The 12,481-nt window shown below is 41.1% G+C and carries 11 protein-coding genes; 7 read left to right on the forward strand and 4 right to left on the reverse strand.

The features are described 5' to 3' along the window. The first annotated feature begins 122 nt into the window (after positions 1 to 122). The 4 genes from ACJJH9_RS07335 to ACJJH9_RS07350 all read left to right on the forward strand — a co-directional run bounded on the left by ACJJH9_RS07335 (position 123) and on the right by ACJJH9_RS07350 (position 5,099). Entirely contained in the window at positions 123 to 1,514 is a 1,392-nt protein-coding gene (locus ACJJH9_RS07335) for an MFS transporter (protein WP_444904478.1), read from the forward strand. Between the two features lie 381 nt (positions 1,515 to 1,895). Then, positions 1,896 to 2,918, forward strand: coding sequence for a class I SAM-dependent methyltransferase (locus tag ACJJH9_RS07340; RefSeq protein ID WP_444924789.1), 1,023 nt, complete (start codon positions 1,896 to 1,898; stop codon positions 2,916 to 2,918). A 15-nt stretch (positions 2,919 to 2,933) separates the two neighbouring features. Beyond that, on the forward strand, positions 2,934 to 3,908 hold the full coding sequence (locus ACJJH9_RS07345; protein WP_444924790.1) for an NAD(P)-dependent oxidoreductase: 975 nt from the start codon (positions 2,934 to 2,936) through the stop codon (positions 3,906 to 3,908). Between the two features lie 9 nt (positions 3,909 to 3,917). Continuing rightward, on the forward strand, positions 3,918 to 5,099 hold the full coding sequence (locus tag ACJJH9_RS07350) for an FAD-dependent oxidoreductase (RefSeq protein ID WP_444924791.1): 1,182 nt from the start codon (positions 3,918 to 3,920) through the stop codon (positions 5,097 to 5,099). 124 nt (positions 5,100 to 5,223) lie between these two features. Here the strand turns inward: ACJJH9_RS07350 and ACJJH9_RS07355 are convergent, their stop codons facing one another. Then, positions 5,224 to 5,943, reverse strand: a complete 720-nt coding sequence (locus ACJJH9_RS07355; protein ID WP_444924792.1) for a glycerophosphodiester phosphodiesterase — start codon at positions 5,941 to 5,943, stop codon at positions 5,224 to 5,226. 355 nt (positions 5,944 to 6,298) lie between these two features. On the opposite strand from ACJJH9_RS07355, the gene ACJJH9_RS07360 reads away from it, so the two are divergent. Beyond that, a complete protein-coding gene (locus tag ACJJH9_RS07360) occupies positions 6,299 to 7,264 on the forward strand; it encodes a UDP-glucuronic acid decarboxylase family protein (RefSeq protein WP_444924793.1) in 966 nt (321 codons plus the stop codon). A 50-nt stretch (positions 7,265 to 7,314) separates the two neighbouring features. On the opposite strand, the gene ACJJH9_RS07365 is transcribed toward ACJJH9_RS07360, so the two are convergent. Then, a complete protein-coding gene (locus ACJJH9_RS07365) occupies positions 7,315 to 8,106 on the reverse strand; it encodes an amidohydrolase family protein (RefSeq protein WP_444924794.1) in 792 nt (263 codons plus the stop codon). A gap of 136 nt (positions 8,107 to 8,242) precedes the next feature. Here ACJJH9_RS07365 and ACJJH9_RS07370 point away from each other — a divergent pair, with 136 nt between their 5' ends. Both ACJJH9_RS07370 and ACJJH9_RS07375 read left to right on the forward strand, forming a co-directional pair. Then, a complete protein-coding gene (locus ACJJH9_RS07370) occupies positions 8,243 to 9,646 on the forward strand; it encodes an MFS transporter (protein WP_444885300.1) in 1,404 nt (467 codons plus the stop codon). Positions 9,647 to 9,924: 278 nt separating this feature from the next. After that, the gene (locus ACJJH9_RS07375; RefSeq protein ID WP_444924795.1) at positions 9,925 to 10,557 is read left to right on the forward strand and encodes an MIP/aquaporin family protein; all 633 of its coding nucleotides are present in this window, start codon (positions 9,925 to 9,927) and stop codon (positions 10,555 to 10,557) included. A 22-nt stretch (positions 10,558 to 10,579) separates the two neighbouring features. On the opposite strand, the gene ACJJH9_RS07380 is transcribed toward ACJJH9_RS07375, so the two are convergent. Continuing rightward, on the reverse strand, positions 10,580 to 11,059 hold the full coding sequence (locus ACJJH9_RS07380) for an AAA family ATPase (RefSeq protein WP_444900914.1): 480 nt from the start codon (positions 11,057 to 11,059) through the stop codon (positions 10,580 to 10,582). A 197-nt stretch (positions 11,060 to 11,256) separates the two neighbouring features. After that, on the reverse strand, positions 11,257 to 12,114 hold the full coding sequence (locus tag ACJJH9_RS07385; protein WP_444924796.1) for a hypothetical protein: 858 nt from the start codon (positions 12,112 to 12,114) through the stop codon (positions 11,257 to 11,259). Positions 12,115 to 12,481 lie beyond the last annotated feature (367 nt).

A 12,481-nucleotide genomic window follows, 5' to 3' on the forward strand; every position in this document is an offset into this window, starting at 1 on the left:
CTTCTTCTGGTTTCTCCAGGCACGCCAATCTTCTACCGAGTCCGTTGCTCTACGACCTAATAAGCCAAACTGTCAAAGCAATGGTCTTTGCTCTGATGAAAGAGCGCGCTCGGTAGAACTCAATGGCAGATTCCAATACTTCCAAAAGTAAAGAGAGGTTGTTGGCGCTGATTGGCCTCAGCTTCGCTGTATTTTTGGTGGCAAATGATCTAACCATATTCCCCGCCGCCATCCCCACCATTGAGCAAGAGTTTAATTCTGACATTACAAGAGCCCAGTGGATTATCAACGGCTACATCCTCGTATTTGGTGTTCTGATTATCACGGGGGGACGTTTGGCTGATATTTATGGGCGACGACGCATTTTTTTTATAGGTGCAGGTTTTTTTGCCTTCTTTTCGCTGCTTGCCGCTTTATCCATGGATATTTGGATGCTGCTAGTGTCCAGAGCCTTGATGGGAATTGGTGGGGCGCTGATGTGGCCGGCAATATTGGGGATGGTCTATGAACTCATACCAAAAGAGCGCGCGGGCCTGGCCGGCGGCCTGATCATGGGAGTGTGTGGAATCTCTGACTCCTTTGCCCCAATGTTAGGAGGCTTTTTAACCGAGTTTGCGAGTTGGCGATGGATATTTCTTCTTGATGTTATAGTCGCTGCATTAGTGTGTTTAGGGTGCTGGAAAACGGTCGCTGATGATAAACCAGAGAAGATTGAAGAGCATATTGACTACTTGGGAGTGACGACACTCTCTATTTCTTTGTTTAGCTTGTTAATGGCCTTGGATCTTGTCGTAGAGCTGGGCTTTAAAAGTCCGATAGTTGTCCTCTTATTTATCATTAGCGTGTTTTTTCTAGGAGGCTTTACTGCTGTTGAGCGTAATGCCGGTAGTGATGCGCTAATTCCCAAAGATGTTATGAGTAACAGACGTTTCTTTGCGGCATGTGTAGTGACCTTATTGCTTTCTGTAGTCTTCTTTTCTGCGCTTGTATATATTCCACAGTTTCTCACCAAAGTACGGGGTTATTCCCCAACATTGGCCGGCATTGGGTTGATGCCGATGATGATGGCTTACGGCTTGGTTTCCTATATATCCGGTAGGCTTTACGAAAAAATAGGAGCCAAGGTGATCATAGCGATAGGCTCGGTATTTATCAGTGCAGCAATGTTTATGCTCTCCCATATACAAGTAAATACCAGCTTCCGAGAGTTGATACCAGGCCTATTGGTGCTTGGTGCCGGGGTTGGTTTTTTCTTTTCGACGGTGACTACAGTTGCAGTGACCATTGTTGCCCGCAACCGATCGAGTCTGGCTGGTGGGATTATCTATATGTTCCAGATTGCCGGCGGTGCATTGGGCTTGGGAATGAATACCACCATAATTGCCTTAGCCCCAGATCTGTCAACCGGTATAGACCGAGCTTTCACGATTAATGCCTACTTAGCACTCATCGGTCTGGTGGTATCAGTTTTGTTTATTGAGGGGGAGCCTTGTAGGGTAGGGAGTACAAAATAAAATTTCTAAAAGGGTAGTAACTCCATTTATTATCAGAAAACCTAAAAACTCCTTTGTTTCTAACAATCAATATTGTCTGGATATATATGCCAGTATTAATCTTTTTTGGGGACAATATGTCTCTAGGAGGAATCACTCTTAGGTAAGCAGTCTTTATAGAGTTGGTTGTGTAGGGTGAGAGTGTACGAAGGGTTGAAATGGAGGGAAATTGCTAAATTTTAGAGCTTGTTTCTAAGGATATTTTAAATCTTAGTCCGTATTATTTGCTTTGTAACTGCCAAGAGTTCGCCCACCATGCGGTAATCAGTCAACATTATAATTCCTCTAAATATTTCCTGTTTAGTCAGGAAGTGGCAAGAAACACAGAGGGCGGATTAGTCTATGAGTATAGGGATGTTACAGAATTACTCCCAGGAAACCTTGGGAGCTAAGATCTGTATCGATAATAGTTGGCCTTTTTTTCTGCGCGCCTTGGATTCTATACCAAATAAAAAATTTTGTAACACTATCGATTATGGCGCTGCAGATGGTGGTACTTCTATGGAGTTATGGGGGCGAGTATTTAAAAAACTCGGTGATAAAACGATATGCCATATCGCTAATGATTTACCATCCAGTGATCTGTTAACACTCGCTGATAATCTAAACGAATTAAGAGCTAAGTTTGAAAATCTAGTGGTCTTTATACAACCCAGTAGCTTTTATAGTCATGTGGCACCCCAGGCTTCAATCAATATTGCTCTGGCGGCTACCACAATGCACTGGCTATCTAAAATACCTGGCACTTTTATAGAGCACATACACGCAAACAAGGTGCGTGGCTTGCGGCGCGAACCCTTTAGAGCGCAGTCCGTGAATGATTTTGATTCACTGCTTGAGGCGAGAGCCTGGGAGTTTGAAGTGGGTGGTCAGTTTGTCCTTGTGGATTTGGCTCAGGATGATAGCGGCCATTTGCTGGGTAATAACGCAAAAGATAAAGACATGTTCGACACGCTGTATGATATTTGGTTGCAGCTGTATAAAGCTGGAGAAGTATCGAAAAGTGCCTTTGAAGGGGCAGTCTTTCAAAATTATTATCGCACAGATGAAGATATTTGGCAGGTTTTAAATATGCCTCATCAAAAGAAAAACTGGATCGTGCATGAAGTGTCAATACAAATGACACCATGCCCATATCGCAGTCAGTTTGATTTGGATGGAAATGCTTCAGCCTTTTCCGAGGGGCTGATGAAAACTATACGGAGTTGGAGTGAGCGAACATTTCATACATCAATTGTTGAGCATGGAGGAAGTTCAACTGCGATTAAAAAGTTATATGATGAGTTGCAAGAACGTATTTTTAATAGCCCTGATAAATATAGTATGGATTATGTTCATCACTATATTCGTTTGGAGCGTCGCTAATACGGTGGATCTATCATGAGCGTAGATTTACTTTCGATTGAAATGTCATGCGGAACACTCCACTTCGCTTGCGCTAAAAGAAGTTCGCTGCCAGCGAATGGTGGCTTGAGAGTATTAGAGTATCAGAAGGATGAATATGCTGCTGATGAAGCTTGTCAGTTAGCAGAGCGAATGCAGATTAAGCACCAAACTTATCATACAGGATTTAGGGGTGGGAAAATTGTTGCAAATGTCAACAGCATATGGCAAGGATCCTTTGATGAAATTATTACCATAGCGGCATCAGAGCTCAATAAAAGAAAAGGGGATATGTTCACCGGCGCAGACCTTAACTTTGGAAACACGCAAGTGATGCGTCTAGCTGCGAAAACCCAATATGTGTTAGCGGCATTAGGTTCGAAGATGCATTATGCAGAAGCGACGGCATCAGGTGCTTTAGGTGCTATTGCAGCGGGAAAATCTGCACTCAATATACCAAGGGCAAGGGTTCTAGTGCATGGCGCAGGAGCTGTTGGGAGCAGAATCGTTAAAAGGTTGGTAAAAATGGGAGAGCTGGTATCTGTTTATGATCATACCTTGGAGCGGGGGAATATTTCAGGTGCCGTAAATTCTGAAAATATAGAAAATTGGATTTTACAGGACTGGGATATCATTGTTCTCGCCTCAGCCTCCCGGATAATTGATGTGGCTTTGGCCAGGAATCTAAAAGCTAGAGTGTTAGTTTGTGTGGCTAACTTACCTTTTGCAACTGGCGCTCAACAAATATTGGAAGAAAAAGGCACGATAGTATTTGATGAAGGGCTTTCTAGTGCCGGTGCAGTGATGGCTGATTCTATTGAGTTTTACAATCCAGAGGTTTGGCGATCTGTGAGTCCACGGCAAGTGTATCATTTTATATTTAGTAGAATTTCTGAAGCTTGCTTTAAAAAATTGGAATCCGGGTACCCCCATCTTAGTTATTTAGGAAGACAGTTTGTTGGCTACGGTTAGAGCGTTAAGATGACAAGCTACTATGATGTGATAATCATTGGTGCGGGTATGGCAGGGCTGAGTTCGGCTTATGCGCTACGTAAATCTGTGGATTCCATTCTAGTTTGTGACCAATTCCAGATTGGAAATACTTTTGGTAGTAGCTCCGGTAGTACGAGAATGTTCAGAGCGATGTACTCCAATCCATATTACTGCCAAGCTGCAAAATATTCTAATGTACTTTGGGAGTCTCAGGAAAAACAATATGGTAAAAAACTTAGAGTATCCCATGGCCTGTTATTTTATGGTGAAGACTGGGGGGAGGAAACCATTGAAGGGAGTATCTGTGCGGCTAAACAAGTCATGCAGAGGCAATCAATACCTTTTGAAGAGTTGACTGCAAAGGAAATTAATGCGCGCTGGCCACTGCGTACCAAGCCCGGCTGGCAAGGGCTATTTGAGCCAGCAGCAGGCGCTGTGTTATCCGGCGAGTCCTTAAATTTTTGGAAAAATGAAGTGATTCGTTGCGGCCATAAAATTAGATTAGGAACCAAAGTGGTTTCGGTCTCTGATGGTGCTGATGTAAATGTCCTACTTGAGAATGGTACTAAAGCTTCATCCAAGCGTTGTATTATAGCAGCAGGCCCTTGGTCTAGATATTTCCTTGAACTATTGGGGTATCAGGTACAGCTTCAGATTTGGCCAATGTTATGGGCGTACTATACGATTGAAAGAGATCGTATGGATACCTATCCACAGTGGTTCTGTTTTCAGGAAAAAGCTAAGAATGATCCTGATCAAGGGCTTTACTATGGGTTTCCTTGTATGGGGGATAAGAAGAACGGCACAGGTTTGATCAAAATAGGGATTGATTGGACACCAGATAAGTTAAAAAGGTCAGATTACACTCCCTCTGCGAATATGACGATTCCTACAGAGTTACTGCAAATTCTAGACGATTTTGTATTTTCTTATATAGAAGGTGTTAGGTCCCGCTCAGAGGCGCACTTATGTCCTTATACAATGAGTACAGACGCAGGGTTTGTATTAGACCGCTTGAGCAAAAATATTTTTATCTTTAGCCATGGTTCAGGTCAAGCCTTTAAGTTTGCCCCAGTGATTGGGGAAAATTTAAAGCGCCTAGTATTGGATGAGACACCGTTGTTTGATTTGTCACCCTGGTCTGTAAAAAGAGCTGCTTTGCAAGTTTGAGGTATTAAGGGGGCATGAGGATCAATTAAATTGGATTCTAAATGTTCGTGTAAACGTTTTTATTTTTAATTTCCGATTGAGTTATTGATTGATTGGTTGATTGGTTGATTGGTTGGTTGGTTGGTTATGTGCCCATAATTTTTTTGTTGAAATCTAAGACTATTTGTGGTCTGTCAGTAAATACTCCATCCACACCCTGTGAGGCAAGCAGTGCTAAGTCGTCAGGATTATTTACAGTGAAAATATAGTTTTTTAACCCTCGATATTTGGCATCATTAAGTAAATCTTTGTGGAGGAAGTCCAAGGCAGTATGTAGTGAATAAGCTTTCAAAGGGGCTGTACATGCGGCTAGGTCGAGGGGAACCCCAACTATTATTACACCGCGCCGAACTTCTGGCAGTAGGCGTAGGCATTCATATAATTGTAATTGATCAAATGAAGATACTATATATTGATCAAAAGTAGCCCCCCTATCTGTAACAAATGTACGAATCTCTTGTGCCAATAGTGTCGCACAATTAGGGCCTTTGATTTCTATATTTAATTGAGCCTTGTCACCTATTAAGTCTAAGACTTCTTGTAGCGTTGGAATCTTACTGCCGCAGGGTAGAGGCATGGCTCTAAGAGTTTCTGGTTGCATGTCTGTAATAATTGTATTCCCAGGTTGTAAGCGGCCTAGGCGCCTGTCATGAGTGACAAGAAGTTGACCGCCAATATTCCATATATCAATTTCCACTCCTCCAACCTTCAAATCCAGTGCTTCGCTTATTGCTTGTAGCGTGTTTTCACTAAACAAGCCTTGGTAACCTCGGTGAGCAAAGCAGAAGAGGGTGCCTAATGCCATTTTCAGAAAGTCCAAGTAGTTGATATAAATAAATGATTTATAAGGTGTATTCTAGAAGATTGTGTTGTTATTAATACTAATCGATAGTGGGGGCTTTAAAAAATTAATGTGTTTCCTTAGCTAATTTGGCTGAGTCATAATAGGTCACTGTTATGGGTTGAATTATGAATCCTTGTGGGGCTTACCATTTAACAGTGGCGTGAAATTTTGAGAAACAATTATCCTTTATGGCATAAATAATAAGTGGCTATATTTAACTCTATCTTAAAGATAGTGTATTTGATAGGTTTTATGGCTTGGGTGTGTTATTCGCTTCTATGATTTATAGGTTTGGTATTTTAAATGTGGAATTATAATGTCACGAATATTGGTTGCAGGTGGCGCCGGCTTCTTAGGGGCTCATCTATGTGAAAAATTATTGGGAGAGGGGCATGATGTCTACTGCGCTGATAATTTACACACGGGGGTAAAGCGCAATATAAAACATCTGTTATCGAATTCATGTTTCAATTTTATTCAGCATGATGTAACAAACGCATTATATGTTGATGTTGATGAAATTTATAATCTGGCTTGCCCAGCTTCGCCAATTCATTACCAGGTTGATCCAGTACAGACGCTAAAGATTAATATTAATGGCGCAATTAACATGCTTGACCTTTCAAAGCGAGTTAACGCCAAAATACTCCAGGCTTCATCAAGCGAAGTCTATGGAGACCCTGAAGTGCATCCTCAGTCTGAGCAGTACTGGGGAAAGGTAGATCCGGTGTGTATGCGTTCATGTTATATTGAAGGGAAACGGTGTGTTGAAACCTTGTTTTTCAGTTACTTCCGTCAATATGGATTACAAATTAAAGTAGGTAGGATTTTCAATACATACGGACCAAGAATGCACCCAAATGATGGGCGTGTAATAAGTAACTTCATCGTTCAGGCGCTTAAGGGTGATGATATAACCATATATGGTACGGGCCAACAAACACGAAGCTTTTGCTACGTTGATGACTTAGTTGAAGGATTGATTCGCTTGATGGGGGCTCCAGCAAACATAACGGGACCCATCAATCTGGGAAATCCATCTGAGATTACTATCAGTCAGCTGGCTCAGCGTATACTTTCATTAACGGGGTCATCTTCAAAATTGATCTACCTACCATTACCTAGAGATGATCCTCGTCAGCGTAAACCAGTTATTGATCAGGCAAAATTTTTACTTAATTGGGAGCCCAAAGTAAAGCTAAACGATGGACTTAAACAAACCATTATTTACTTTGAGAAGCTGCTTTGTATAAGAGGGAGCTCTGGGTTATTGAAAAATTAATTTCAAAGCCTTAAACAATGAAGTTGGCAATATTGATAGATAAATACACATTAACTTCCTATTCGTTCATTCTGGTGAAAATAAAATGCTTTAGCATTTTGCCAAAGAACTTGGTTAGCTCCCGTTTCATCCAGAGCATTTTTAATTAATGTGACATCCTCATCTCGAAAAGGACGCGGTGCTCTAGTAGACGGTAAATCTGAACCGAACATAAGGCAGATAGGGTTAGCCTGATAAAGATCCTTAATGGCGTTAGATGGATTGAAGTCCAGGCGCCCAAATCCTGTTGCTTTCACTCGTACACCTTTTTCGGCAAGAGATAGCAGCAACTTGAGCCCAGATTGACTCAATCCCAGGTGATCAATAGACACGCTGGGTAGGGTTAGTAAGGTGTTTTCTAGAGGGGCCAAATTGGCTGAATCTACATAGAGTTCTACATGCCAATTGGCCAGGTCATAGACTCTTTGTGCGAAATCCTTGATAGTTGCTGCAGAGATTGAACCCCCACGCTTTAGATTGAACCTTACAGCACGGACGCCATGTTCATTGAGCGCCAATATCTTCTCATCACTGGTATCTGGCGGAAGCTGGATCACTCCTACAAAATTCTTCCCTAGGTTTTTTAGGGCATCCATTAGGTAGGTATGATCATTTCGCTGAAAAGACCCAGAAATAACTGCACCACCGAGAAGGTCGTAATTTTTTACCCGGTCCAAATAGTCGCTGGTGGTAAAGAAATCAGGCGTAAATCCTTGATTTGAAAAAAGAGGAAAACCAGGGGTAATAATGTGAAAATGACTGTCGAAAATAGCAGTTTTATCTGTAGGCATAATAAATAACATCTAAAGACTTTGGGTTGAGTGACTTTCTAAAAGTAATGCGCTCACAAAAAATTAATACTAAAAGGGTCAGATAGGCCAAACTTTCTAGAACGATTTTTTAGTTCGTGCTGTAAAAATAAGTGCCGGGAAGGATACCATGACAGAAACTAGGACTCCCCTGACAAAAACCCAATTTTGGGGTTTGGTAGCACTCAGTCTAGCGGTATTTCTTATTGCAAATGACTTCACAGCTTTCTCTGTAGCGATTCCTGCAATGGAGAAGGAGTTTAACTCTGATATCACTACGGCTCAGTGGGTTATAAATGGATATACCCTGGTTTTTGGCGTTCTAATCATCTCCGGAGGGCGCTTGGCCGATATGTTTGGGCGCCGACGTATCTTCTTTATCGGCACTGCAATCTTTGTCTTTTTTTCTCTTCTTGGTGGACTGGCTGTAGACATGTGGATGCTTCTAATATCTCGGGCACTAATGGGTATTGGAGGCGCAATGATGTGGCCGGCCATTCTGGGGATGATCTATGGATTAATGCCGGAGGATCGTTCAGGCTTGGCGGGTGGCCTAATTATGACAGTCTGCGGAGCATCCAATGCCATTGGGCCAATGTTGGGAGGAATACTAACTGATTTAGCTAGTTGGCGCTGGATCTTTTTTATTAACATCCCCATTGCGATTCTGGCTTGCCTAGTTTGTTGGAAGGTGATCGCCGATGACAGTCCGGATAAAGTTGATGAAAAAATAGATTATGCAGGAGTAACGACTCTGTCTATCTCTTTGTTTGGTTTGCTCGTTGCGCTGGATTTGGCGGTAGACTTTGGCTTTAAAAGCCCCTGGATAGTCTCTTTATTTGCAGTTTTCTTGATATTTTTGGGGCTTTTTATCATCGTAGAACGCAATGCTGGCAAGAATGCCTTAATCCCTGAAGATGTAGCTACAAATAATAAGTTCTTTGCGGCGGGCATGGCAACATTACTACTCTCTGTGGTCTTTTTTGCAGCATTGCTCTATATCCCTCAGTTTCTGACCAAGGTTAGGGGTTACTCAGCAGCATTTTCTGGAATAGGGTTGTTACCTATGATGGCGGTATTTGGCATAGTTTCCTATATATCTGGCAGTTTGTATGAAAAGCTTGGAGCTAAAGTGATTGTTTCTGCCGGTACCATTTGTATGTGTATCGGAATGTTTATGCTTTCGCATATGACTGCCAATACCACCTATCCGGTGCTTATTCCCGGCTTGATGATTCTGGGTGCGGGGGTTGGGCTCTTCTATTCTACAATAACGACTGCGGCGATAACGGTAGTCGATCCATCCCGGTCAAGTTTAGCTGGAGCAATACTTTATATGTATCAAATAGCTGGTGGGGCATTAGGATTAGGAATGAATACCACCATCGTTGCTATGGCTCCAGATCTTCCCACAGGTATTGATAGAGCTTTTACAGTCAATGCCTACCTTGCCTTGGCAGGCTTTGTAGTGTGTGTTTTGTTTGTAACAGGTAAAGATGTGAAGGTAGATTATGAAGAAGAGGGGATTTTGTGAAGCTCTTTAGAGAATTTATAAGGTGCTCTAACTTAAGTTATTAGGGAGGCCATAGATTCTCAGTGATCACTCTTCAATGGTTGAAAACTATTTAATCAATAGAAACATCTTTGGTAAATAAAAAGCATGTAAAACCAGATCTAAATTAAGCCATTCAATGATGTTTAATAGTCTACAATCATCTAGGCACTTTTTAAGTGCCCAATAGAAAAACAATTTTTCAGTCAAATCGATTGTATTAATGCTGAGAATAATTTGCTGATGTTGAGAGAATGCCTATGAATTATACTTTTATACAAAAGTTATCTGCAGAATTGATTGGTACTTTCATTCTCGCTACAGCGGTATTAACCTCACTAACCCCAAGCAACCCTTTTCCCATAGCGACACCTATTGCTGCGGGGCTTGCATTGGGCTTATGCGTATATCTCCTTGGGGGTATTTCTGGCTGTCATATCAATCCAGCAATTTCTTTTTCCATGTTAATTTCCAAGAAGATTAGCTTTAGAGACTTTCTAGGTTATGTAATTGTTCAAGTTTGTGGAGGAGTTTTGGCGTTACTGATGGTAACCATGTATGTGCCATTGGGTCAGGAAGGTTGGCTGGTTTCTCATAAAGCCTCTGTTTTTAGCGGTATTGGTGAAGCATTGGGAACTGCTTTCTTTAGTTTTGGGGTTATGTCTACGACATATAATAAAGATATAAGTAAGGCCACCTCAGGGATTGTTGTGGGTGGCTCACTACTGCTAGGGTTGATTGTATCCCACAACGCTTCATACGGAATTTTAAACCCGGCTGTGGCTTTGGCAACAAAGGCCTGGAGCTGGGATTATTTATTCATGCCCTTTGTTGGTGGAACTGTAGGAGCATTGATTAGTTATTTACTATTTAGGCCCAGTAAACATACTTAGTAGCATTGTAGAATCACCCTTTTTAAGTATAAGTTTGATTTTTACTGTAAATAGATTTCTTCCCTTGGAAGGATTCATAAAATTTCAAATGTGAGTCGTAAGAAAAGGTATCTAGCCTTGTTTTATAATCCTTTATCCAATTAACCAGCATATTTAGATTTGAATCTTGAGCTTCTTTAGAGTCATACTTATGCGGTTCCCATGGCCTAGACTTGGCATTGTGTATACATTGCTCAATGTTAAGATCCATAAATATGATTTCAGTGGCTTGGTCAGCCAGAATTTCTAATAAATCTGTATAACACCCCTCTACCACCCAGTTTTCATGTTTCTCAAGAAAGTCAATGACCTTCAATTGAGATTCATCTAGAGGCATTCTTTGAGGGGGAGAGGTTGGCAGCCATGCCAAAGTGTCTAAATCTAAATGTGCAAGTCCTAACTTCTGGGAAAGATGTTTTGCTAGAGTGGATTTTCCTGAGGCTGAATTGCCAAATATTAACACCTTGCTCAATGATGTATCCTATAAAATAGTTGAAGAGAATTAGTTAATAACTCTTCCTATTGATTTTAAGAGCAGAAATAGTAGCAAAGAACGATGTATGTGCCTAGCTTGTCTCGATACTAAGGTTGACCAATATTACTATTTCTGCGCGTTGAATAGATATTTTCTTGTGATGTAAAATAGCCAATAGTTATATTCTACCCCATAATAACTTTCGCCATATTCAGATGCGGATGCTGTGGATTATACTTAATTCCGTTGTTCGGTGAAAAACCGTAATGCTCTGCCAGCGCTGTTACAAGCACGTAAGTATAGAAGTCGCCTATGGATGTATCGCCACTGAATTTGCCAGCAGCATCTAAGAGTTTCTGCTTGTTTTCTGATAATTCTAGACCGGTTTTATTAAAATTTTTAAGGTCTCGTATATCGCTATACATCCACGCGACAATAATTGTATTTCCTACTGCTGTAGGTGCAAAAAGACCAATGATATTTGAAGCAATAGCCAGAAAATCACGACGGACAGCTCTATAGTGTTCGCTCCAACTGGTATCCACCGCCCCAAGATTTTGTTTTAGACTTTTAAGTGCAAGTATAGTGGCCACAATTCCATTGATCTTTGAGGGGATATCATGGATGGATGAGGCTAAAGAAGAAGTTGAAATGCCAAGGTTAATTTTTCTGTCTTTTTTGAGAGCATTATTTTTCTCAATTTTCTTGTCAATATTGTTTGTAAGGTGTGCTGTGGAACAAAGTCTTTGATAATCTACAACCGTTAACAAAAAGCTGTTTTTCATCGAGTCAAGCTGTGAGATTTCACTAGCTGGCACTTTAGAAGTTAAGTATTCCCTGAGAAAGGAGTGAATAGCCAAAATACAACTAACTTCACTGTTAAGGTGATTCCAATATATCTGACCTTCTATAGAACGATCGCGGCCAGCAACGTAGTTGTTGCTGATATCTCTCTTGATAATTTTACCCCATACATCATAGCCAGTAGAGCAAAATTTAATCATTTGCTGGATTTTTAAGTCGGTGAAAATATCTGGAGTCATATGCAATCCCTTGATGAAATTAAATATTCAGTATTTTCTCATTATTATTAGTTCTTCAAGCGTAAGAAAATTACTTAACCAAAAGGTATAGCTAGACAGGTTGTGAGTAAAATTTGATATAAACCATATTTTGAAGAGGCTGTATACCAAATGCCTTTACCTATAGCTACCCGTTACAAACCGAGCGAATACTAGCATACTCACTTCTCAAGCAAATTACCTCTTGGCACACTGACTTTAAGGGTTGGATTACTGGCTTGAGATGAAAGAATCTGAAAAGAGCCAGCTATGAACACTTACACCTAATTGGCACCAATGTGCACACTGCAGTGGGACTTCAATATCTGTACTGATGTTTTAGTTAGTC

This window comes from Microbulbifer mixtoriginis (SeqCode) (assembly GCF_052466715.1).